We start from the raw sequence: 23,828 nt of genomic DNA, 5'->3' as shown, positions 1-23,828 counted from the left end.
TGGGGCGCGGAGTATAGCACAAGGGTTCACTTGAACCGAAATTTATCTATCAATTACCAACAGAAACGAATCACATCACCGCTGGTCATTCAGCTCGCCAATTCTTTGTAGCCGAACCTCAAAGCGGATCACTCATTAATCAGCTCGTGTCGACTTCAAAAATTGCTGTCCTCGATGCTTCAAAATTCAGTCTAAACTTGTAATCTAACCACAGTAAATAACTCAATTAACTCAATTAACTCAATTAACTCAATTAACTCAATTAACTCAAACAGCTTAAACAGCTTAAGGTACATAACTTAGATCGCGTAACTTGAGTTACATGACTTAGGGGGATCACCTTAACACCGAGCCTGAATCGCAGCATAATCACAAGGATAGCCGATGACATTATTGAAACGAACACTGAGCTACAGCCTAGCCCTTAGCTCAGTGTTTGCCGCCACTTATGCATCTAGTGAACAAACAACCCAAAATAACCTGATCGTTGAGTTCTCTTCACCACAAAATACTGAAGAAGAGCAGCTCAAACGTGAAATTCAAAACAGTGGCGTCAATGACACTGTGATTGACCTGTCAAACCAACTCTTCATGTTTGAAAAGCCATTAACCATTCAATACGGCGGGGAAGAAGGTCCACTCTACGATCCACAAACGCATCAAGTGCTTATCCCGTATAGCTTCTACTCTGAGTCGCTTAATTACTTTGAAAAGAATCAATACGAAAAAGAGTATGGGAAGACCGCGCAAACTGGTGCTATCGATACCTTGCTTCATACTCTACTGCACGAAGCTGGGCACGCTTATATCGAAGACCAGAATATTGCCATACTGGGCAAAGAAGAAGATGCCGTTGATAACCTCGCGACAATGCTTTTACTTAACTACGTAGAACATGGAGGTGATGCCGCAATCAGCGCCGCTGACATGTTCGCTTTCGAGTCAGAAGACCGCCCTGAGTATTACGACTTGGGTGAATACATTGATGAGCACAGTTTTGATCTACAGCGCTACTTCTCCACATTATGCTTGGTGTATGGCAGCGATCCTGATGCCTACAAGAACTTGCTCGATGAAGTAGAAAACGACTATTTGAAAGATAGGAAAGAGTTCTGTGTGGAGCACTTTGATGTCATCAATGCCAACTGGCACCGTTACCTAAAAGAGAACGACGAGAGCTAATGGTTTAACCTTCTCTATTGGTCTTCTTCAATAACAAGCGGCTTAGTGTTTTTCTAAAGCCGCTCTCAGTAATCTATAAATCCAAGATTTGAAGTGGAATATATCTTAGTCCTGCGACCTTAGACCTTCACTTTATACTTCAGGTCTTGGGCTTCATCACCGGTCATGCCTCGAAATCCCCAACAGTGTGCAGGCTGTTCCTTGATGGTTATTTCAATATCAATCGGAGAGATAGCTAACTGCTTCTCTATTTCAGAGAATATCTTCTTAATTAAGCGCTTCTTGGTGTTGACCGCTCGACCTTCCATCATATTGATCTCTATAACGGTATAGGCTTCTGTTCTTCCTTCTGGATAAAAGAAATCATCTCGCTCCAATGGTACAAATCGATGCGCTCGCTTGTCATCGGGTAAACCCATTTCACTGTTTAAGCACTGTTGCAACACATTAGAGAGCTGCAACTTAATTGGATTCAAGCACTCTTTGATACCATATATAACAATCATGACCATTCCTTTGATGCGATGTCAGGTAAAGAAGAAGGATAGATAGAAGCATCGTTTGGCGACCACCCATCCGCTTACTATTCGTACATATATTACCTAATGACGCGTATGAAAGAAGGTAAAAACAATGAATTTATGAGCATGTGCAACAAAAAACAATCTGCTTTGGCTCATGTCTGTAGCTCATCACCCAATAACAACAACCACAATCAATTGATCGAACACCACCGACTCCGCGTATATCTTCTCAAATTACATTTGAACTAAGGAGTGCTATGTGCCGAATTCATCGAGCCAGACCACACGGACAGACGCCGAACCAGAGGCACTCGTAAAGTCTTCTTTCGAGCTCGCCGTATTTCCTCTTCCGATATTTCTTCTGCCCGGAGGTCGTCAGAGGCTACGCATCTTTGAACCAAAATATCTTGCTATGGTTGCACATGCGGCCCAAGGAGATGGGTTCATTATTGCCACCCAAGACAGCACCAACTCTGAACATCTCAGTTCTTGGGGAACCAAAGTGTCCATCGTTGATTTCAATATGTCTGACGACCAAATTTTGGAAATCGATGTCGAAGGTCAACAACTGGTTCAGCTTCACGGGTCATTTCGAGACGACGATGATCTGATAAAAAGCCAATTCAGGTTATTACCTCATTGGCCAGATCTAGAATGCAAAGTACCGAACGTATTTACTGCATTCTTAGTACAGCTGTTTCGAGAGCACGATTCAATCAGAACGCTCTACCCCACTCCAGACTTCGAAAGCCCACGATGGATTTGTGCGCGATTACTCGAAATGATGCCTATCCCATTGGAAAAGAAAACAGAATTTACCGAACCCGCTAGCTTTCCTTCTTTAGTTCCTTTTTTGAATCAAATCATTACGGGGCAATAAGCACTTTTCTTCACTATAATTTTGTATAGTGGAAATTAATTTAAATTAAAGTGATCCCGACCTTCTCCTTTCACGTAGTGCCACTCAAATTCGCATGATGGTTAAGTACTATGCAAGTCGAAAGCAGAAGTTCAGGGAACGGCAAGGAGCATGTCATTATTCCCGACAACAAATTACCTAATGAAAATAAGGTACCTACAGAGCTCTCAAGTTGGTTGATTTTGGTTGGTTCAGACCGAGACAAACAAGCCTTCACCTGTTTGTTCAAGTTCTTCGCACCCAAGATCAAGCGTTTTGGAATCAGCAAGTTGGGCGGCGAGGCAGCTGCAAACGAGCTAGTTCAAGACACAATGACTAACGTTTGGAAAAAAGCACACCTCTACAACGAAGAGAAAGGCGCTGCGACTACTTGGGTCTATACCGTGATGCGAAATGCGGCCTTCGACATGCTACGAAAGGTGAAAGCAAAAGCAGAACAAACCATCGCTGACGACATTTGGCCAATAGATGCAATGGTCGCGGAATCTCAAAGTGATGAATTACCGTTTGGTGATCATTTGATGAGCCGCCATGTAATGACTCAAATAGAGAAGTTGCCTTTGGCTCAGAAAACGATTGTTAAAGGCGTTTACTTTCAGGAGTTGTCACAAGAGCAACTCGCTCAACAACTTGGCGTCCCACTTGGAACCGTGAAATCACGTCTAAGACTCGCTTTAGCCAAACTTAAGGTTCACATGGGGGAACAAGATCATGATTAAACATCACCCAAATGCCGCAATTTTGACAGATTTTGTCGATGGCACACTCGCAGACTCAGTTTCTTTGATTGTCTCTAGCCATGTTGAACTGTGTGAACACTGCCAACAACAAGTAAACATGCTGACGGCGCAAGCTGCTGACTCAGTCTTTGAAAGTGATACACCTATCTTTAAAAGTGATACCTCAGGGCTTCAACTTTCTGACAGCGAAATGGATGCGTTCCTATCCGATGATGGGGAGTTTGATTTTGATGCGATTGCTCAAATCACTGCTGATTCATCTCAAGCTATCGAAGTGACACCCGAAGTTCAGCAAGTTACGGTTGCAGACACCACATTCACTATTCCTCGCGCGTTGAACTCAGTGGCGAGAAAAGACTGGATGAACTTAGGCAAAATTTCACGCGCAAGACTCGATTTTGACGACGAAGCACACCACACCAGCTTGCTGCACATCGACAAAGATGGACAAGTGCCTTGCCACACCCACAAAGGCTTTGAGATTACGCTTCTCTTGGAAGGCAGTTTCGAAGACGAAATGGGCGTCTACAACAAAGGCGACTTCATCTGGCTAGATGGTGACCACACCCATCAACCAGCTACCAAAGAAGGTTGTGTGTGTTTAACTGTTTCAAGTGATGCGCTTTACTTCACAAAAGGTGTGAGCCAGTTATTCAATCCACTCGGTAAATATATCTATTAACCCAGTTGCACGCTATAAATATACAGGATGGCATGAAGTTATCCTGTATATCGTCAAATACATCTGGCTTAAAACATCAACGGTGTTGAGACTTAAAACACACCCGGCTCTGTAAGTACGATTAGCAATGTTGAAATATAATAAATAGCTCAAAGCAAGAGCAAAGGAGTTGGCCAATGGAAAAGAAAATTAAAATAGGTATCAGTGCTTGTGTTGCAGGACATAAGGTACGCTTCGATACAGGTCACAAACGCTCTCGTTTTTGTACAGATGACCTTGCAGATTATGTTGAACTAGAACCAGTATGCCCAGAAATGGCAGTGGGTCTTCCAACACCTCGCCCAACCATTCGCCAAGTTCGTCAGCTAGACAATATCATTCACGTTTCTAGACCTGACGGTTCTGGTGATGTGACCAATGATCTGATCGAGTTTGGACAAAACTATTCAAAGAGCAACCAGCACATCGCAGGATTCATTGTGTGTCAAAAAAGCCCAACCTGCGGTATGGAAAGAGTAAAAGTGTACCACCACCACGGTCGCGGCTCTGAATCGACAGGCGTAGGCATGTTCACCAAACAAGTGATGGAAGGCAACCCATTACTTCCTGTTGAAGAAAATGGTCGCCTCAATGACCCTATTTTGCGCGAAAACTTCATGACACGTGTCTTCACTTATCAGAAGTGGCTCAACCTTGTTGACGAAGGCGTAACTAAACACAAGCTGATTCAATTCCACAGCGCTCACAAGTACTTGGTAATGTGTCACCACATTGAAGGCTATAAGAAACTTGGGAAATTATTAGCAAGCAACGATCTTGAAATCGATGAGTTGGCAAAACAATATATTGAAGGCTTGATGACGGCATTATCTCACCACGCGAACCGTGGTAGCCACGCCAATACTCTGCATCATTTGCAAGGTTACTTTAAGAAACAATTGAGCAGCGCGCACAAGCAAGAGCTTACCAATCAGATTTCATCATTCAGAGAAGGTCTTGTTCCTCTGTTAGTTCCACTAACACTGATCAACCACTACTTGATGGAATACCCAAACGAGTACCTTGAATCACAGGTTTACCTAAACCCGCACCCACAAGAACTTAAGCTGAGATACGGATATTGAGCGACATTCTATGGATAAGACGAGACCTGCGGATTCACGATAACCCTGCGCTCGTCGCGGCAGTTGAAAACGGTGTGACGACCGCCGTTTTCATTTCAACGCCACAGCAATGGCAGCAACACCACCTTGCGCCAATCAAAGCCGATTTAATCTATCGTCACCTGCAGCAACTTGAATCCCAACTCGCTGAATTTGGGATCGATCTTCTGCACCTCAAAGCCACAGACTTTAACGATCAAGCCACTCAACTCATCAACTTGTGCAAACAGGTCGATGCGACATGTGTGTATGCCAATTCAGAGCCGGAAGTGGATGAGCAGTTAAGAGACAAACGCTTAATCGCTACTGGTATAAAGCTGAAAATAACCGACTGCGATACGATTCTGCCATTAGGTAGCGTGCTGAATAAACAAGGTGAGATGTTCAAGGTTTTCACACCTTTCAAAAACGCATGGTTAAAAGAAGTGCAAGCGAAAGGCATCATTTGCAGTCGCGCTCCAGTGCATTCAACAGGATCAGCGCAAGCAGGTTCATCTGAAACGGATTCGCTTCAGAATCCATCACAACTGAAACAATCGTTAAGTGGTTTTTCTGGCGAGTACGATTTCGACTTTCCGCATGTTGATTCAAGCCGTTGGCCATTAAGCCAAGATGTGCTTGAGAGCGTGATCCCCAATTTCTTAGCCAATAAAGTTAACGACTATTCTCGCCTTAGAGACATTCCATCAGTGAAGGGGACATCAGGCCTATCTCCTTACTTGGCTATTGGTGCAGTCAGCACTCGTTGGTTAGCGATTCAATTGATTCAGCAACAGCCTGACTTGTTGTTTGATACTCAGTTGCCAGCCTTTTCTTGGCTTAATGAATTGATTTGGCGAGATTTTTATAAGCATTTGATGTTCCACCATCCTAAACTGGTTAAAGGTGCGAACTTTCAGCAGAAATACAACGGCTTAGATTGGTATCACGACAACCCTAGCTTCAAGGCGTGGTGCGAAGGAAAAACCGGATATCCATTGGTTGATGCAGCAATGCGTCAATTAGTTGAGACAGGCTGGATGCACAACAGGCTCAGAATGGTGGTGGCAAGCTTCCTAACCAAGCACCTGCTGATCGATTGGCGTTGGGGTGAGCGTTTCTTTATGTCGCACCTTATCGATGGTGATTTCAGCGCGAATAATGGTGGCTGGCAGTGGGCCTCAAGTACTGGCTGTGATGCTCAACCCTACTTTCGAATTTTCAATCCAATCACTCAGAGTGAAAAGTTTGATCCAAAAGGAATTTTTATTCGTAAGTACATACCAGAGCTGCAAAACATTCCTGATAAGCATGTGCATTTCCCACATGACTACATCGAGAAAAACGGAATAGACAGTGAATACTGGCAACCCATCGTTGAACACAAACAAGCACGATTGAGAGCCTTAGCCTTTTTCAAATAATTAGAGTGAAGATTATGGATAACTCTCTCTGGCTTAATAACTTTCTCAACATGTATCAAGAGCTCGGAACCGACAATTTCGACGTGTTAAAAACGGTTTATCACTCTGATATTGAATTCCAAGATCCGCTGCATCACGTCAGCGGCATTGATGCATTGACTCATTACTTTGAGAACATTTATACCCAAGTGACAAGCTGCAACTTTCACATCGAACACGCCTTCGAGGCGAATAACGAAGCATCGGTTTATTGGACCATGCAGTTTGCTCATAAACAGCTTAACGCTCAAAAGCCTATCGAAGTGCAAGGGCACAGCCACCTTAAAATGCTCGATGATCAAGTGGTCTATCACAGAGACTACCTGGACGTTGGCGCTATGTTGTATGAACACATCCCAGTGTTAGGCTGCGCGATCAAATCCATCAAAAAAAGAGCGAGCCGATAATGCGTATTATGATAACCGGCGCGACCTCTGGTATCGGCCAATCACTCGCTCTAGATTATGCTCAGCAAGGGCATCAAGTGATTGCTTGCGGGCGCAGCCCAGAAAAATTACAGGCGCTCGTTGATTCGCACGAGACAGACTTGTCTCACTCATCAATTACACCACTCTGTTTTGATTTAACTGACTACCATAATTTTCCAGAACTTAACCAAGATGAGCCTCTCGACCTACTGATCTTGAATGCGGGTGATTGTGAGTACATCGACGACCCGGTGAATTTTGACGCTGAGCTTTTCGAGCGCGTTATCAACATTAACCTGATCTCAATTGGCTACGCGCTTAAATCGTGGTTAAAAAATATTAAGCCCGGTGGCCGCTTGGTTTTAGTAAGTTCTAGCGCCAGTTTTTTACCGCTACCCAGAGCGGAAGCTTATGGCGCTTCAAAGGCGGCACTCACGTATTTAGGAAGAACACTCTCGGTTGATCTGGCCGAGCACAATATTCATGTCTCAATTGTGCATCCAGGCTTTGTTGAGACACCACTTACCGAGCGAAACTCTTTCTCTATGCCTATGATTATTAGTAGCGAAGCTGCAACTCAGCGAATCGTAACGGGTATTTCTCAAGGAAAGAGTGAAATCGATTTTCCAAGACGATTCATTATGTTGATGAAGCTACTCAGAATGCTTCCAACTTCAGTTTGGCAAAAACTCGCTTCAAGGATGGTATAACAATGAAGAAAATCGCCATTATTGGGTCAGGTATCTCTGGACTCACTTGCGCACACATATTAGACAAGCACCACGACGTAACAGTATTCGAAAAAAACGATTATGTTGGGGGCCACACCGCCACCGTTGATATTGAACATCAAGGCTCGGCGTTTTCGATAGATACAGGTTTCATCGTATTCAACGATCGAACCTACCCGAATTTCAATCAGCTTCTAGAACAACTCGGTGTCGAAAGGCAACCGACTGAGATGAGTTTCAGCGTCCACAACACCACGACTAAATTCGAATACAACGGCCACAGCATCAACTCTCTGTTTGCTCAACGAAGTAATATTTTCAAACCTCAATTTTGGTCTTTAGTCTCTGACATTCTCAAGTTCAACAAACTGTGTAAGGCTCAGTTTGAAAGTAATGAATTCACACCAGACGTAACCCTTGGCAATTTCCTACGTGAAAACCAGTTTTCCGACTTTTTCAGCCAGCATTACATCCTACCGATGGGCGCAGCTATTTGGTCGACAAGCTTAGAGGAAATGGAAGAATTTGAGCTTAAATTCTTCATTCAATTCTTCTACAACCACGGGCTACTCGACATCGCGAACCGCCCACAATGGTATGTAATTCCTAAAGGGTCGCGCTCTTACGTTGAAATCATCCTTTCACGCTTGAACAAATCCGTTGCTGTGAACACATCGATCAAACAAGTGACTCGTCAAGAAACGGGCGTCACGATTGAATTTGAAGATGGCGCTACACAAGACTTCGACGAAGTGATATTTGCTTGTCACTCAGACCAAGCGTTACGTTTACTTGGCGATGCGACCGAGCAAGAGCAACAGGTTCTAGGCGAGATCCCATACAGCCGCAATGAAGTGGTTCTGCACACTGATACCCGATTGTTACCAGACAGAAAGCTGGCATGGGCAAGTTGGAACTACATGTTGGATGGCGACAGTAAACGACCTGCCTGTGTGACTTACAACATGAACATTCTGCAAGGCATCGAAAGCCAAGACACCTTCTGTGTAACCTTGAATCAGAGCGAAGCCATCGACCCAGAAAAAATCATTCGCAGCTTTGTTTATCATCACCCGGTACTTAACTCGAACACGGTAGAAGCTCAGCACAAACGCGAACAGATCTGTGGCAAAAACCAGACTCACTTCGCCGGCGCATACTGGTACAACGGGTTCCATGAAGATGGCGTCCACAGTGCACTCGACGTGACCAAACGCTTCGGTTTAGATTTGAGTACGAGTTCAGCGCTATGAACAGTCAAACTCTGACATCCGAAATGGAGATCGCATCTGAAAAGAGTGAAGAGCTCAGCGGTATCTATTGGGGCAACGTCAGACACCGCCGCTTTGGCGACATCACTCATGAGTTCAGCTATCAGCTGTATATGATGGGGTTAGATCTCGATGAACTGCCCCAAACCACAGCGCGTAGTGTGCTGTTCGGAACTCGATGGTACAACCCGATTCGCTTCGTCGAATCGGATTATCTCGCTGAAAAAAAAGAAAATGCCACCACGGATGAACCAAAATCACTTAAACAACGTATAGCTTCCAAAGTGCAAAAACTTGGTGGGGTTTGGTCTGATTCAAACCGTGTGACGATGCTGGCTCAGTGCCGCTGTTTAGGTATCTATTTCAGCCCAATCAACTGTTTCTTCTGTTACGACGAAACAGGAGATTGTAAGTACATGTTGGCTGAAGTGAGTAACACGCCTTGGCGAGAAAGACACTACTACCTAATCGACATGCACCAAGAATTAAAGGTTAAGAAAGAGTTTCACGTTTCGCCGTTCATGGATTTGAATATGACTTATTTTTGGAAGATTAAGCCACCAGCGAAACGCACCTTGGTCCACATTGAAAGCCGCCGAGAAGACAAGCTTTTCGATGCGACACTGGCCTTGACGAAACAGTCAGTAACCAAGACAAACATTAGACAAACGGTATTCAAGATTCCGGCGATGACGATAAAAGTCGTGATGGGCATTTATTATCAGGCTCTCAAATTATTCCTGAAGAAAGTACCGTTTGTGGGGCACCCAGACTCAACGTCTTAAGTGTCTTCACAGCAACTAAATAATAGAACTCGACCTTAGCTTGGGTTCGCTCCAACCAAGGGCATAACCCAGCTTAGTTGGCACAAAATATTAGAATGAGTTATCAGCGAGGTTTACATGGAACAGCTTGCCAAACAAAACAACAACATTGAACAACAAGCTAAAGCCGTTGCTGTTTCAAGCAACTGTAAATATCGAGCTTTAATCTTTAAGGTTCTAGAAAGCCTGCAATTCGCGACGCTTGAGATCATTGAGCGCGACCAGCATTCGGTGTTCGGCGATCGAGAAGCCGACTTGAAAGGTCGAATCGTGATTCACGATGCAACCTTTTTTAGAGATGTCGTGATTGACGGCAGTATTGGCGCATCTGAGGCCTACATTGATGGAAAATGGACAAGCCCAGATCTCACCAAAGTGATTCAAATCATGGCTCGAAATCAATCTCAACTCGACGAGCTTGACGATAAAACACAATGGATTTCTCGCATCAAAAACCTATTGCTGCGTCGTAAGAATGCCAACACCGAGCAAGGTTCTAAGCGCAATATTCTTGCGCACTACGATATTGGCAATGAGTTGTACGAGCGCTTCCTAGACAGCTCGATGCAGTACTCTTCCGCTATCTACAGCGAAGAAGCAGAAACCCTATCCAAAGCTCAGCAAAACAAAATGAAAACCATCTGTGAGCGATTAGAGTTGTCAGAGAAAGATAACGTGGTCGAGATAGGCACAGGCTGGGGTGGCTTAGCGATATTCATGGCGCAACACTACGGATGCCATGTCACCACTACCACAATCTCAGATGCCCAACACGCGCTTGCAGAACAGAGAGTAAAAGCGCTTGGCTTAACAGACAAAATCACCCTGCTTAAAGAGGATTATCGTAACCTCACTGGTGAGTATGACAAGTTGGTCTCTATCGAGATGATTGAGGCGGTCGGTCATGAATATCTCCAGACCTTCTTTGAGAAATGTTCATCGCTACTTAAACCTTCAGGCAAGATGCTGATCCAAGCGATTACTATTGCCGACAGCCGTTACGATAAATACCGTAAAGGTGTCGACTTTATTCAAAAGTACATCTTCCCCGGCGGTTGCCTACCTTCGGTTTCAGTGATGACCCAACACCTTGCGACCAGTACAGACCTTGTTGTCCAAGAAATCGATGACATTGGCCTGCACTACGCTCGAACGCTTAATGATTGGAATGTTGCCTTTGAAAACAGTTGGGAAGAGTTAGAGTCTCTCGGCTATTCAGAAGAGTTTAAGCGCTTGTGGATCTTCTACTTCTGCTACTGTGAAGGTGCATTCAAAGAGCGCGTGATCAGTACTCATCACTTAGTTGCTAGAAAACCTCGTTACTTTGGAGCAAAAGATGAAACGGTTTTGGATTATTAATCTCGTTCTGTTTCAAGCGACCTGGGTTTGCAGCGCGTTCTTTACCGCGCAAGCCCCGTTCGTGGCGCCACTGATTGTGGCCGTTCACTTCCTTCTCTCCCCTACTCGTAGTAGCGATCTGAAAATACTCATTTTATTACCATTAGGGCTGTTGCTTGATAGCCTCTTTCTTCACTTCGGTGTGTTTGCCGTCGACTCTGAAATTTCTAATCAATCGTGGTTCCCGGTGTGGCTTGTTTGCCTGTGGATCATGTTTTTAATCAGTTTTAACCACAGCCTAAATTGGCTTTTAAAATGCTCGAAAGTGATCTTGTTTGTCATAGGGTTCGTAGCAGGTACTAGTAGTTATTGGGGAGGCATCAAAGCAGGCGCCCTTCTGACTACTTGGCCAGACGCATCGGTGTTAGCTGCCCTTGCAATAAGTTGGGGGATTTTGTTGCCCTTACTGGTGGCCGCTTACTCCAACTTAGTACAACCCAAAATGGCAACAACGAGGTGACTTATGGCTTTTCCACGCAACCCTACGCAAGCGTTCAAATCTGAGAGCAATGTTAGTCGCGTTCGCACTCAAACAAGCGAGCAATCAAGAAACCGACTATTTAGCTTAGTCACCCTAACCCTCATTTGCGCAGCACTCCTATTTACCGGGAATGCCAAAGCTTCTGCTGTCGATGATCTAAACAAGCGTGGCCAAGGTGAGATGAGTTACTTGTTTTGGACTTTGTATTCTGCAGAGTTCTACACCACTCCGTCTAACTCTGAGCGTGCTTTGAAACTTGAGTACTACCGAGCAATTGATAGCAAAGACCTTGTAGACGCAACCAAAGACCAGTGGAGCAAACTTGGTTACTCCAGCAACAATATCCAACGTTGGTTGAAGCCTTTGTACGCAATGTGGCCCAACGTTGAGGAAGGCAGCACGCTGACTATCCGAGTTGCTGAAGACAACGTAAGTCGGTTCTATTTCGATGAGCAACCCATCGGCACCATCCAAGACAAGCAATTTGGTGAAGCCTTTCTCGCGATTTGGTTATCTGAAAACACATCCGAGCCTGGTCTACGCAAGCAACTATTAGGTTTGAACAAATGAATCCAAAAACAACAATAATAAAATTTGCTTTGGCACTGTTTTCACTCACTTGGCTGACGGGGTGTGGCTCTGCGAGTTTAGAAAACCACGTAGACACTACGCCAGAGCTCAAGCTAGAAACCTTTTTTAATGGCGAGCTAATGGCTTACGGCATGGTACTAGACCGCTCTGGTAACCTACTACGCCGTTTTGACGCCAAGCTTGTCGCGACTTGGGACGGTGACAAAGGAGAAATCAAAGAGTGGTTCTCTTTTGCTGATGGCGAGCGCTCAACACGCGTTTGGAACCTGATAAAAACCGGCGAAAACACCTATTCAGGCACTGCTAATGATGTAGTCGGTACCGCTTATGGCGAGACTCTAGGTTCTGCTCTGTATTGGAAATATGACTTAGAAATAGAAGTCGACGGCAGCACCTATGAAGTCGTATTAGACGACTGGATGTTCTTGATGGACGACAAACGCCTGTTCAATAAAACCGAGATGTCTAAGTTCGGCTTTAAAGTCGGAGAGGTCATCTTATACATAGAGAAGATTTAATTTAACCGCTCTTTCATGTTCCCATTTTCATCAACGTTAACCGTTACCCCAAAAGACACTTTCAGCCCACCATATAATCTCAGCCCGCAAACAATCTCAGCCCACAATGCAATCTCAACCCACAACAGAAAATTGTGGGTTGTTCTGTTTAATCCCTCGAATAGCATACCTGCATGCTCAAGCCTTTGTGCTAAGATGCGCCACCAGCATACAAATGGGCTAAACTCAGTTGAGCGGATGTGATACACAGTTCCACCAATTCAGAGCTCTTCCCCATTGTTTCGCTAAGCGTAGATTCCCTACCATGAATAATTGAAAAGGCTTTAAAGCATGAGCAAGTTGACCTCAGCGGAGCGTAAAGCTCGCGACAATGAACGTTTCTCACAACGTGTAAACGACCGCAGAGAAAAAGGCGAAGACGTAGTTGCTTACGCACTGACCAACAAGAAAGCTGTAAAATTCCTGACTAAGTCGGAAAAGAAACGCTTCAATGAAGCGAAAGTCATTCGCCAAGAAGAACAGCGAGTGAAAGATCAAGAAGAACTCAACAGAATCGAAGACTCATTCACGACCAAACAGTTCGACGAAGAGTAATCTGATTTCAAAAGCGCTGGCTCTATGCCGGCGCTTTTACCTTACGCGCTTTACCTTTAGGCATTTTTTCCTTTCTGATTATCTTCCTATCTTCCTATCTTCCTACGACTTTCTCAAACCTCTGTTTTATCGATCTTACTCATGGATCTCTGCATCTTGGTCTTAGATCTCAGCAAACAGATATTCAAAGCCTTACTATCTCGATTCAATTCAACAATTCCGAGTCACCATGATTTTAATCACCGGATCAAGCAGCGGTTTAGGCGCAGCTTTAGCCAAGCAATATGCGAACACATCAAACAGCCGTCAGCGCTTGATGATCACTGGCCGCAGCTCCCAACGTTTAGCTGAATTAGCGAAAAGCCTGCCAGCGAATACTGTTAGCCAAGCCTGTGACTTGTGCGATCCACAATCAGTGAGCGAGTTATTGGATGCGTTGCCTGAAACACCAAAACTGGTGGTTCATAGCGCAGGCAGTGGGTACTTCGGTAAAATTGAACAACAAGATCCCGCCGCCATCAGCGACATGCTGAAAAACAACATCGAGTCTTCCATCTTTTTGATTCGCGAGCTTGTGCAGCGCTACAAAGATCAAGCCGTCACCATTGCGGTCGTGATGTCGACCGCGGCTCAAGGCGCTAAAGCAGAAGAATCCACCTACTGCGCTGCAAAATGGGCCGTTAAAGGCTTTATCGAATCGGTAAGGTTGGAGCTCAAAGGTCATCCGATGAAGATCGTTGCAGTTTACCCCGGCGGGATGGCAACCGAGTTCTGGGGAACCAGCGGCAAAGCGATGGATACCTCAAGCTTTATGACCGCACAAGAAGCCGCTCAAATGCTGCAGCAGGCGTTAACCAGCACCGAGCATGGATATGTGTCAGATATCACGATAAACCGCGGTTAACGGCTAATGAGAGCAGCGAACAGGTAAACCGAGCTATTCCGCTAATTATTTGTGAGGGTGAGCACGAAAGTGTGCGACAATGCTCGGCGTAAATTCATATTCAAGGTTTATTATGAAACTTCTAGTTCGTAACCTATCGCGCTCTACTGCAGAGCAAGACATCCGTGTTCTATTTTCTGAGTTCGGCTCAGTAAAAGAGTGCAGCCTAGTTTTAGACCAAGAAACTGGCGAATCTAAAGGCTTTGCTTTTGTTGAAATGCCAGAGCACGAAGAAGCTAAGGCGGCACTAAACAAGCTCAACTTGTCAAAGCTTGGCAAAAACACGATTCGTGTAAAAGTGGCTAACTCTTAATCGAGTAAACGCTTTATAAGCCACATGGCTTAGCTTAAGCAGCACAAGCACAGATGATAAAGCCCGTAACGATATTGCGCTGAAAAACGTAATATCGTTACGGGCTTTTTGCTGCTCGCAATTCTTTTTTACAACATTTCACAACACAACCTATTCACTTATAGTTTGCGCCTACAGCCCTTCATGTTCATCAATGGCACGCCTTGCTTCTGCCATTGAACATCCAGACTCCATCACCAGTTGAGCGACGGTCATTGAGGGTGTAGCGGCCAACAGAGATGCCAAACACACAACAGGTTTAGGCAGCACTTTATCGATTGCGATTGCTATCCAACCGTCTTTTTCGTGAGTTAACATCGTTTTAAATTCAACGAGTTGATGCTCTTGAGCGACCAACAGCCAATTGCGTGAACGACGAACTCGCTTCAACTGGCATCCACATTCTGCAGCATGCGCCATCACTTGGCTTTTATCACTCACACGATGTACAAAACTATTCAGTGGGACGCTAAACATAACTCTCTGCTAACCAATCTATTCCTACCATTCAAGAGATCGCTACCTATCTCTCAGTACTTTCTAACTGTCACTCAATAAAACCGTACGTAGGATTACACAGACATAAAAAAACCGCCAGTGATGCACTAAGCAGCCTCGCGGTTTTTTGTTCTTTAGAGCCTAACGCTCGATATCAGCAGCAGCTTTTTGAAGTACCGTTATCGCAACGGTTAGAACTCCCCTCACTTCCTCGCTCAAAACCGTCAATCGCTTCGGCTAAAGCCGTAAACGACTTCTCAATATTATAGCGCGAAGTGGCGATATTCATTCGCATAAAGTTAGGATTCTCAGCACCAAACCAACCGCCCGGCGTTAATCCCATTTTAGCCTGCTCAAACACCACGTTTTTCAATTCATCTTCCGAAAAGCCTAAGCCTGAGAAATCAAACCACACTTGGTAAGTCCCTTGCGGCTGAAAGACTTTTAACTGAGGAATTCGCTGCTCTGCAAACTCGGTAATCCACTTAACCGTGTCTTGCAGGTACACCAACATGCCATCTAACCACTCTTCACCCTTTTCAAAGGCCGCCACGGTTGCAAACGTGCTGAATGCATTCCCGTGATCAAGATACATTGCGACCACATTAGTTTTGAACGCTTCAAATAGCTCATCATTGTTGGTGTACACATAGCCGTTTGAGATGCTGTGCATGCCGAAGGTTTTCGCCGGAGAGCCAATCAAGGCAATGACCTTATCGTAGTCAAAACTGGTCAAGCTCGTAAAAGAGTGACCTTCAAAGATAATGTCTGAATGGACCTCATCACTGATGATCAATACATCATGGCGCTTGGCGATTTCGATGACTTGTTCAATTTCTTGAGGTGTCCACACTCGGCCTGTTGGGTTGTGTGGATTACAGAAAAGCATCGTCTTCACTTTTTGCTCGATGATCTGTTGCTCCATACCATCGAAATCAATCTGGTAACCCTGTTCATCATTGAGCAATGGGCTTCTCACTACCTGACGTCCTGCTTTATTCACCAAGTTAGCAAACTGGTGATACGCCGGCGTATGGATAAGCACGCCATCGCCTTCGTTAGTGAATTGGCGCAGTAACAGCGCGATACCAGAAAGCACACCCGGTACCTGAACAAACTTATCTGCTGAAAGAATCAAACCATGACGCTTTGAATACCATTGAGAAAGCGCTTCAAATACAGCCTGCTCATGAAATTCATAAGAGTACACACCGCGCTCAACCAAACGGTTCAACTCTTGAGTTATGGGTTCCGCCACCTGAAAATCCATATCGGCAACCCAATAAGGGAATACATCTGTGGTGTTATAAATGTTCTGTAGCATCTGCGGTTTGCTTTTGATAAACGCATTTTCACCATAGTTCGATGTACTGTTAAACGCTGTCATGGAGATGTCCTCAAATAGTGTGTTCGGTCTTTTTGCAATCAACTGAATTGCATGAATACCCTTAAGACGACGGCAAAATCAAAAAGACGAAGCTTTTAAAGAAATCTTGTGATTAATTTAAATCAATCTCGCATCTCGACCTTTATCTCTGTTTTTACCGAGTTCGCGATAAAGCAGTTTTTGTGCGCCAAGTGATGCAGTTTTTCGAGTTGTTTGGCGGTTGGTTGTTTAGTACCTAAAAAAACAATCTCAGGTCGCAGAGTCACCTTAGTGACCGATGAGCGGCCTGATTCATCTTCCTCAAGCACACCAATCGCATCATCCACATAAGAGTCGATCACATACTTCTGCTTCGCGGCGATTCCCAGAAAAGTCAGCATATGACAGCTAGAGAGTGCCGCAATAAAGGCTTCTTCTGGGTCAACATTCGCTTCCACCGAGAATGGGAGCGGCACAACATGAGGAGAAGATGAAGCAGGCACAGTGATTCCACCATCAAATTCCCACGTATGACCGCGGCTGTATTGATTGTCGCTAAAGGCTTCATCTGCCGCTTTTTGCCAACGAATGAGCGCACCATATTCAGACATAGAACCGTTCCTTTTTAATGTTCATTACTTAACGATCAGCAGGGTGATTCACACCATCGTTGGTCACCACATCACCAATATCAAAAGGGTTCACTCCTTCCAAACAGCCGATGTTAAAACCGTATTCATTTGGGCTTGAGCGGCGTTGGTGATGGGTATAGATACCGCAGTTTGAGCAGAAGTAATGCTTCGCGGTGTTGGTATTGAATTGATAAAGCTTAAGATGCGCCGCACCTTTGAGGATCTTGATGCCATCTAGCGCAACAGAGCCCACAATCGCTCCCCTGCGACGACAGATAGAGCAATCACAACGACGTGGTTTTTCTATCCCGTTAGGTAAGCTGAGCTCTAATTCCACCGCACCGCAGTGACAGCGTGCCTTATGAAAAGGTTGGATAACCGTATTGCCGACTACTTTCATTTTTCTCTCCAATCACATCCTTGTAATCGAACTATCTTAACGAGAACTATTTACCTTGTCCGTAACCTAGCATTGAGTTCGAGAGATCCGTCATAAGCTAGCTAGCGAGTGAGCGATTCTTCTTTATCTGGTTTATCTGCTGTATTTTCTTTATCTGACTGATCTGATTTCTCAACCAAATCGCCAAAATTTTCAAATAGAAAATCCAAAAACAGTCGAATACGCTTCGGCTGATATTTCTTGCTGATGTACACCACATTCAAGTCGGCACTGGATACAGACATCGCGGTATTGAAGTTCTTCATGTAGCCGTTAAGTAACGTCACAAGGCGCTGATTATTGATGTCATCTTGCACATCCAGAATGGATTTCAGTGCAATCCCTTCTCCTTGTAGCGCCCAATAACGGATCACTTCGCCATCATCCGAAAATCGCTTAGGAACCACCGTCACAGCCTTCTTCATGTCATGATCTTGGAAGTGCCAAGTTTTGAGTTCTTCGTTGCTACGAAGCATCGCCAGACACGCATGATCAACCAAATCTTGAGGTTTGATCGGCGTCCCGTGTTTGGCGAGGTATTCTGGGGAAGCGCACAGCACACGTCGGCTCGGTGATAAGCGTCTGGATATCAAACTGCTGTCGACCAACTCACCATATCGGATAACGATATCCATTCCCGACTCAGCGATATTCGACAGATTGTCGTTCAAATAAAGGTAGGGAATAACGTCGGGATATTGCTGACAAAACTCCGACAAAATAGGCAATATGTACTGCTTACCGATGTCTTTTGGCGCGGCGATTTTTAGTGAACCTTTGACTTCTTTTACGCCATTTTGAATCAGGTTTTCAGCTTCGCTAACGTTATCTAATATCTCAAGACACGCCTTGTAATACAGCTCCCCTGAATCGGTCAACGACACATGGCGAGTGCTACGGTTCAACAGCTTCACACCATATCGCTCTTCAAGCGCCTGCAGCCTTGCTGTCATTGTCGCAGGAGACAAGCCCAATTCACGCCCTGCCGCTGCTAGCCCGTGATGCTTCACGATACCCACAAACATTGCCATATCTGAAAATTTGTCCATTTCTCGCCCTTTCGCTTATTCACTTATTGCCTATTCCCCGTTACTCAATCTCATTATTCAGCCTAACCGAATAATGATTTTATATTTTAGCTAATTATCAAAATTAATCGAATAAATATAATAACAACCATCAGCAGAACAACGCAGGAATTCAGAACATGAACAACGAACTTAAAAACCAAGAAAAACACACATTCGTCATCATTGGTGGCACATCAGGTATCGGCAAAGCATTAGCAATGCAATTGAGAAACGAAAACAACACAGTACACATTGCAAGCCGACACACCGGCGTTGATATCACCGATGAAAAATCGATTTGTGATTACTTTGAATCAATTGGTGCCTTTGATCATTTGGTAGTAACGGCAGGCTCATACGCTCCGGGCGGAAAAGTCACCGACGTTGCCATCGAAGACGCGAAAACAGCCTTTGATACCAAATTCTGGGGAAGCCTAAACGTTGCTAAGCATGCTGCACGTTACATGACATCAAACGGCTCTATCACACTTACAACCGGCATGCTGTCACGCAAAGTTGTTGCTGGCACTTACGTAAAAACTGCGATAAATGCAGCGCTAGAAAGCGTCACTAAAGTGTTAGCGAAAGAACTATCACCGATTCGAGTAAACGCCGTCAGCCCCGGCCTTACCATGACGGAAGCCTACAAAAACATGGACGACTCAACTCGTTCAAGCATGTATGACAACGCCAAAAACAACCTACCCGCCGGCAAGGTTGGTGAACCTTCAGAGATAGCTATGGGTTACTTGTTCTCGATTAATAACCCTTACGTTACGGGCTCGATCATCGACATTGATGGCGGTGCACTGCTCGGCTAGTTCCCGATTTTTTTTCAAAATTTCAGGCTGTATAACTCACAGAAAAATTGAAGGCAGGGCGCGTAATTCAAGCGCCCTTAACAACCATATCAACACAGGTCACTCAACATGAAACAACAAGTCATGAAACAAGAAAAGATGCCGTTTCAGGTTTGGATACTGACACTCGCGGCTTTTGCCATAGGTACGGCTGAGTTTGTGATTGCAGGTATTCTCCCACAAATCGCCACATCGCTTTCGATCACGGAAGGTCAAGCAGGCTATCTAATCAGTGCTTACGCGCTTGCTATCGTTATCGGAGGGCCAATCTTAACCATCTACCTTGCTCGCTTTAACAAGAAGATGGTGCTAATCGGTTTAATGGCTCTGTTCATTATTGGCAATGTCTTATCAGCCCTTGCTCCTAGCTACCCACTTCTACTTGCAAGCCGTGTTATCGCAGGCTTAGTGCAAGGTCCTTTCTATGGCATAGGGGCAGTTGTCGCGACCAATTTAGTGTCTGAGAAAATGGCAGGTCGTGCCGTTGGCCAAATGTTCGCAGGCTTAACGCTCGCTAACGTTCTTGGCGTTCCCGCAGGTACTTGGGTGAGCTTGCAATTCGGCTGGCACACCACTTTCTTTACCGTGGCAGCACTTGGCACAGTTGCAATGATCTCTATCCTAACGTCAATCAAATCCACAGGTCACAGTGAAGCGAAAGACATCAAAACTCAGCTCATGGCATTCAAAAACCCAATGCTCATTCTCAGCTTAGCAATCACCGCTTTTGCTTGGTCTGGCTTCATGACGCTTTACGGCTACCTTGCGCCAATCGCCATGCACATCACAGGTTACAGTCAAGAATCAGTGACTTGGATCTTAGTGATTGTGGGTGTTGGCTTAATCATCGGTAACACCTTGGGCGGGCGTTCTTCAGATAAAAACCTAGGCAAAGCTTCAATGTTTTGGGCTGTCGCAATGATCGTGTCATTGGTGGTGATTGGCCTTGTGGTAGACAACAAAATCCTCTTCGTTGCAGCCGCATTTGTCTTTGGTATTGCATCATTTGCCAACGTTCCTGCCATGCAACTTCGAGTAATGAACCACGGTGGCGAAGGGCAAGAGCTAGCAGCAACTGCGAATATCTCAGCGTTTAACTTAGCCAATGCCTTTGGTGGATTCCTTGGCGGCATGGTACTCGACAGCCAACTAGGCGCAGGCATGATTCCGTTCGCAGCCGTTGTGGTTCCTATCGTCGGCTTGTTCTTAATCGCTAAAGCTAACCGAAACGAGAAACCACAAAGCAACTCAATATTTGCACCAACAGAAGCTAAATAATTTAAGAACTCCGTAACTTCAAAGTGCCAATTCATTATCGAACTGGAATTGGCACAGCACTAAAAATTCATAAAGGTAGAGATCATGAACAAGTTATTCGAAACATCAGAACTGAAAGGCCTAGAGCTGCAAAACCGTGTGGTTATGGCACCCATGACACGCGCTCGCACTAGCCAACCTGGAAACGTGCCAAACGACATGATGGCGACTTATTACCAACAACGAGCAAGTGCAGGGCTCATCATCACTGAAGCCACACAAATTTCAGATGACTCCCAAGGTTACTCATTCACACCCGGCGTTTATACCGATGCGCAAATCGAAGGTTGGAAATCAGTCACCACAGCAGCAAAAGAGCAAGGTGCCGCGATATTCTGCCAACTATGGCACGTAGGCCGCGTGTCTCACCCTACCTTTCAAAAAGGTGAACTGCCGATTGCCCCTTCTGCACTTGCTCCAGTCGAAACTCAAGTTTGGATTTCTGATGAGAATGGTAACGGCAATATGGTCGATTGCATCCAACCAAGAGAAATGACGCAAGTAGACATCGATCGCGTTGTTCAAGATTTTGCTAACTCAGCGAAAAAAGCAGTCGAGGCTGGATTCAACGGCGTGGAAATCCACGGTGGTAATGGCTACCTCATCGATCAATTTCTACGCACCAATTCAAACCAACGCACCGACAACTATGGTGGCAGCCGCGAGAACCGACTTCGCTTCCTAATCGAAGTGGTCGATGCTGTGATTGAAGCGATTGGTGCTGACAAAGTGGGCGTACGTTTGGCACCATTCATCACCTTCAAAGACATGAACTGCCCAGACATCGTGCCAACGATTTTAGAGGCATCAAAGGAACTGCAAGCTCGTAATATCGCTTATCTGCACCTATCAGAAGCCGACTGGGATGACGCGCCGGTTATTCCTGAAAGCTTCCGCGTAGAACTAAGAGAATTGTTCTCCAACACCATCATCGTTGCTGGCAGCTATACGCCAGAACGCGCCGAAGAAGTATTGAGCAAAGGCTACGCCGATCTCGTCGCATTTGGCCGCCCATTTGTTGCGAACCCAGATCTAGTTTCACGCCTACAAAACGGCAGCGAGCTATCCGATCTTGATGGAGCGACTCTGTTCGGCGGCAACGAAAAAGGCTACATCGATTACCCAGCGTTGTAATATATCGACATAACATCCCATAACCTTATTGTTAATTGCCAATCAATGTAATATCACATAGCGAATTGTGGATAAAACCTCTCGCTGAGAGCGTTAGTTCAAAAACTATGGTAGACTAACCAAGCCAAATTAAAGCAGAGCTAGCTCTTGCAGTTAGACGAAAAAAGCCACGTAATGTGGCTTTTTTATTTGACGCTAACATAGCCCCTTCCCTTAATCTCTACCAGTGAAATAACATACTCACCAACTAAAATAACCGATATTGCATGTAATTATATACAGTGGTATCATGCCTGGATTAAAACCGGACAAGTAGGTAAGCATGACGACAAATAACTTAGATAAACCTCAATATATCATAGACTTAAGAGAAAAACTTAGTCTTGGTTTAACTGAAATGGCCAATCTACTTGGAATGAGTTCCACCGGAGAAAGAACGATTCGAGGTTGGGAAAGCGGCGAGCATACTCCTACAACCTCAAAATGGAAATCAATCCTTGAGCTTGAAAATACGTTACAAGAGCACTATATCAACGCCCCATTTAAACAAAGTTCATTGGAAGAGTCGGACTTTACTTTCATCGATCTATTCGCGGGGATCGGGGGAATACGTCTACCATTTCAAAAGCTCGGAGGGCATTGCGTTTTTACCTCTGAATGGGATAAGTTTGCTCAAAAAACTTACCTTACAAATTATGGTGAAATGCCAAATGGAGATATAACTAAAATATCAGCTAAAGATATTCCCGAGCACGATATTTTATTAGGTGGTTTTCCTTGCCAGACCTTCTCTCAAGCAGGGTTAGGGAAAGGTTTTAGTGATACTCGTGGAACAATGTTTTTTGAGATTCAAAAGATATTGACAGAAAAAAGACCAAAAGCTTTTTTACTTGAGAACGTAAAACAACTACAAGGGCACGATAAGGGAAGAACATTAAAAACAATTACTGATATATTACAAGGCAAACATGAGCTAGATATGTCAGAAGAGATTAAAATGAGTGAGGAAGCTCGACATGCTCTATCTGAAAAACTAAATTACTGGGTCGATTTCAGAGTATTGAGAGCTGGAGACTTTGGAGCACCACAAAACCGAGAGCGAATATTTATAATAGGTTTTGACAAAGAGCAATTCCCAAATACTGATTTTAGTAAAGTATTTAATTGGCCAACGCCTCCCAAAACACCAACTAAAGTTGGTGACATCCTCCAAACGCAACATGAATTAAAACTAGACTTAGAACATTATGGTAAGGATAGATTTACTATCTCGGACAAGTTATGGGCTGGCCATCAAAAACGCAAAGAAGAGCACAAAACCAAGGGTAATGGTTTTGGGTATTCATTATTTAATGAAAGCAGTGTATATACTAATACAATAAGTGCCAGATATTATAAAGATGGCTCGGAGATTCTGATTGACCAATCTCATCTAAGCAAAAACCCAAGGAAACTCACTCCAAGAGAATGCGCTCGCTTACAAGGTTTCCCTGATAATTACATTGTAGATTCAGTGTCTCAAGGTCAAATATATAAACAATTCGGAAACTCTGTTTGTATGAAAGTAATCAATGCTGTTGCTTATGAGATAGTTTCCACTTTACAAAAGTCTGAACAAGAAAATTTTTCAAATCAAATGGCCAGTTAAACACAGCGTATGCCATAACCTCTCCTTGCTCTAGGAGAGGTCACAATCTATCCCTCTCTCTTCCTTAAGAACTTCTTAAAA

At 44.6% G+C, this 23,828-nt stretch carries 27 protein-coding genes; 21 read left to right on the top strand and 6 right to left on the bottom strand.

The window, feature by feature from the left end; all coding sequences use genetic code 11:
* The first annotated feature begins 384 nt into the window (after positions 1-384).
* The gene (locus tag L3V35_RS05220) at positions 385-1,182 is read left to right on the top strand and encodes a DUF4344 domain-containing metallopeptidase (protein WP_237298733.1); all 798 of its coding nucleotides are present in this window, start codon (positions 385-387) and stop codon (positions 1,180-1,182) included.
* Positions 1,183-1,301: 119 nt separating this feature from the next.
* On the opposite strand, the gene L3V35_RS05215 is transcribed toward L3V35_RS05220, so the two are convergent.
* A complete protein-coding gene (locus L3V35_RS05215) occupies positions 1,302-1,688 on the bottom strand; it encodes a tautomerase family protein (RefSeq protein WP_004732720.1) in 387 nt (128 codons plus the stop codon).
* A gap of 277 nt (positions 1,689-1,965) precedes the next feature.
* On the opposite strand from L3V35_RS05215, the gene L3V35_RS05210 reads away from it, so the two are divergent.
* From L3V35_RS05210 to L3V35_RS05135, 16 genes are all read left to right on the top strand, one after another.
* Entirely contained in the window at positions 1,966-2,586 is a 621-nt protein-coding gene (locus L3V35_RS05210; RefSeq protein ID WP_237298732.1) for an LON peptidase substrate-binding domain-containing protein, read from the top strand.
* A 110-nt stretch (positions 2,587-2,696) separates the two neighbouring features.
* Positions 2,697-3,344, top strand: a complete 648-nt coding sequence (locus tag L3V35_RS05205; RefSeq protein WP_065206472.1) for a sigma-70 family RNA polymerase sigma factor — start codon at positions 2,697-2,699, stop codon at positions 3,342-3,344.
* Entirely contained in the window at positions 3,337-4,047 is a 711-nt protein-coding gene (locus L3V35_RS05200) for a ChrR family anti-sigma-E factor (protein WP_237298730.1), read from the top strand. Before L3V35_RS05205 ends, L3V35_RS05200 begins: the two co-directional genes overlap by 8 nt.
* Positions 4,048-4,223: 176 nt before the next feature.
* Positions 4,224-5,171, top strand: a complete 948-nt coding sequence (locus L3V35_RS05195; RefSeq protein WP_054546099.1) for a DUF523 and DUF1722 domain-containing protein — start codon at positions 4,224-4,226, stop codon at positions 5,169-5,171.
* The gene (gene phrB, locus L3V35_RS05190) at positions 5,168-6,613 is read left to right on the top strand and encodes a deoxyribodipyrimidine photo-lyase (protein ID WP_237298728.1); all 1,446 of its coding nucleotides are present in this window, start codon (positions 5,168-5,170) and stop codon (positions 6,611-6,613) included. Before L3V35_RS05195 ends, phrB begins: the two co-directional genes overlap by 4 nt.
* 14 nt (positions 6,614-6,627) lie before the next feature.
* Entirely contained in the window at positions 6,628-7,059 is a 432-nt protein-coding gene (locus L3V35_RS05185; protein WP_017075546.1) for a nuclear transport factor 2 family protein, read from the top strand.
* Positions 7,059-7,790, top strand: coding sequence for an SDR family NAD(P)-dependent oxidoreductase (locus L3V35_RS05180; protein WP_237298725.1), 732 nt, complete (start codon positions 7,059-7,061; stop codon positions 7,788-7,790). The genes L3V35_RS05185 and L3V35_RS05180 overlap by 1 nt, the downstream gene beginning before the upstream one ends.
* 2 nt (positions 7,791-7,792) lie before the next feature.
* Positions 7,793-9,064 carry an FAD-dependent oxidoreductase gene (locus tag L3V35_RS05175; RefSeq protein ID WP_237298724.1) on the top strand — a complete coding sequence of 424 codons (1,272 nt, stop codon included), beginning with the start codon at positions 7,793-7,795 and terminating at the stop codon, positions 9,062-9,064.
* Positions 9,061-9,867 (top strand): DUF1365 domain-containing protein, encoded by an 807-nt coding sequence (locus tag L3V35_RS05170; RefSeq protein WP_237298722.1) that lies wholly within the window; start codon positions 9,061-9,063, stop codon positions 9,865-9,867. Before L3V35_RS05175 ends, L3V35_RS05170 begins: the two co-directional genes overlap by 4 nt.
* Positions 9,868-9,984: 117 nt before the next feature.
* Positions 9,985-11,265 (top strand): cyclopropane-fatty-acyl-phospholipid synthase family protein, encoded by a 1,281-nt coding sequence (locus L3V35_RS05165; RefSeq protein WP_102533956.1) that lies wholly within the window; start codon positions 9,985-9,987, stop codon positions 11,263-11,265.
* Entirely contained in the window at positions 11,243-11,764 is a 522-nt protein-coding gene (locus L3V35_RS05160) for a DUF2878 domain-containing protein (protein WP_237298720.1), read from the top strand. Before L3V35_RS05165 ends, L3V35_RS05160 begins: the two co-directional genes overlap by 23 nt.
* 3 nt (positions 11,765-11,767) lie before the next feature.
* Positions 11,768-12,355, top strand: coding sequence for a chalcone isomerase family protein (locus L3V35_RS05155; protein WP_237298718.1), 588 nt, complete (start codon positions 11,768-11,770; stop codon positions 12,353-12,355).
* A complete protein-coding gene (locus L3V35_RS05150) occupies positions 12,352-12,894 on the top strand; it encodes a DUF3833 domain-containing protein (protein WP_065206481.1) in 543 nt (180 codons plus the stop codon). Before L3V35_RS05155 ends, L3V35_RS05150 begins: the two co-directional genes overlap by 4 nt.
* Positions 12,895-13,224: 330 nt before the next feature.
* A complete protein-coding gene (locus tag L3V35_RS05145; protein WP_004732701.1) occupies positions 13,225-13,488 on the top strand; it encodes a hypothetical protein in 264 nt (87 codons plus the stop codon).
* 229 nt (positions 13,489-13,717) lie between these two features.
* On the top strand, positions 13,718-14,392 hold the full coding sequence (locus L3V35_RS05140; protein WP_237298716.1) for an SDR family NAD(P)-dependent oxidoreductase: 675 nt from the start codon (positions 13,718-13,720) through the stop codon (positions 14,390-14,392).
* Positions 14,393-14,504: 112 nt separating this feature from the next.
* Positions 14,505-14,744, top strand: coding sequence for an RNA-binding protein (locus L3V35_RS05135; RefSeq protein ID WP_004732698.1), 240 nt, complete (start codon positions 14,505-14,507; stop codon positions 14,742-14,744).
* 171 nt (positions 14,745-14,915) lie between these two features.
* Here L3V35_RS05135 and L3V35_RS05130 read toward each other — a convergent pair whose 3' ends face one another.
* From L3V35_RS05130 to L3V35_RS05110, 5 genes are all read right to left on the bottom strand, one after another.
* Positions 14,916-15,260 carry a ribosome recycling factor family protein gene (locus L3V35_RS05130; RefSeq protein WP_004732696.1) on the bottom strand — a complete coding sequence of 115 codons (345 nt, stop codon included), beginning with the start codon at positions 15,258-15,260 and terminating at the stop codon, positions 14,916-14,918.
* A 175-nt stretch (positions 15,261-15,435) separates the two neighbouring features.
* A complete protein-coding gene (locus tag L3V35_RS05125; protein WP_237298714.1) occupies positions 15,436-16,668 on the bottom strand; it encodes a PatB family C-S lyase in 1,233 nt (410 codons plus the stop codon).
* A gap of 122 nt (positions 16,669-16,790) precedes the next feature.
* On the bottom strand, positions 16,791-17,258 hold the full coding sequence (locus L3V35_RS05120) for an OsmC family protein (RefSeq protein ID WP_237298712.1): 468 nt from the start codon (positions 17,256-17,258) through the stop codon (positions 16,791-16,793).
* Between the two features lie 28 nt (positions 17,259-17,286).
* Positions 17,287-17,679, bottom strand: coding sequence for a GFA family protein (locus tag L3V35_RS05115; protein ID WP_237298710.1), 393 nt, complete (start codon positions 17,677-17,679; stop codon positions 17,287-17,289).
* Positions 17,680-17,780: 101 nt separating this feature from the next.
* A complete protein-coding gene (locus L3V35_RS05110) occupies positions 17,781-18,767 on the bottom strand; it encodes a LysR family transcriptional regulator (RefSeq protein ID WP_237298709.1) in 987 nt (328 codons plus the stop codon).
* 158 nt (positions 18,768-18,925) lie between these two features.
* Here L3V35_RS05110 and L3V35_RS05105 point away from each other — a divergent pair, with 158 nt between their 5' ends.
* The 4 genes from L3V35_RS05105 to dcm all read left to right on the top strand — a co-directional run bounded on the left by L3V35_RS05105 (position 18,926) and on the right by dcm (position 23,747).
* Positions 18,926-19,609: an SDR family oxidoreductase gene (locus tag L3V35_RS05105; protein ID WP_237298707.1), complete on the top strand. Its 684-nt coding sequence runs from the start codon at positions 18,926-18,928 to the stop codon at positions 19,607-19,609.
* Between the two features lie 108 nt (positions 19,610-19,717).
* Positions 19,718-20,926, top strand: a complete 1,209-nt coding sequence (locus L3V35_RS05100; protein WP_146455278.1) for an MFS transporter — start codon at positions 19,718-19,720, stop codon at positions 20,924-20,926.
* Positions 20,927-21,010: 84 nt separating this feature from the next.
* The gene (locus L3V35_RS05095; RefSeq protein WP_146455277.1) at positions 21,011-22,099 is read left to right on the top strand and encodes an alkene reductase; all 1,089 of its coding nucleotides are present in this window, start codon (positions 21,011-21,013) and stop codon (positions 22,097-22,099) included.
* A 322-nt stretch (positions 22,100-22,421) separates the two neighbouring features.
* The gene (gene dcm, locus L3V35_RS05090; protein ID WP_237298705.1) at positions 22,422-23,747 is read left to right on the top strand and encodes a DNA (cytosine-5-)-methyltransferase; all 1,326 of its coding nucleotides are present in this window, start codon (positions 22,422-22,424) and stop codon (positions 23,745-23,747) included.
* Positions 23,748-23,828: the final 81 nt, after the last annotated feature.

The sequence above is a fragment of the Vibrio sp. L5-1 genome (assembly GCF_021728315.1).
GTDB lineage: Bacteria > Pseudomonadota > Gammaproteobacteria > Enterobacterales > Vibrionaceae > Vibrio > Vibrio splendidus_K.
Note: the sequence above shows the minus strand (reverse complement) of the source record. Positions and strands in the feature narration are given on the sequence as shown.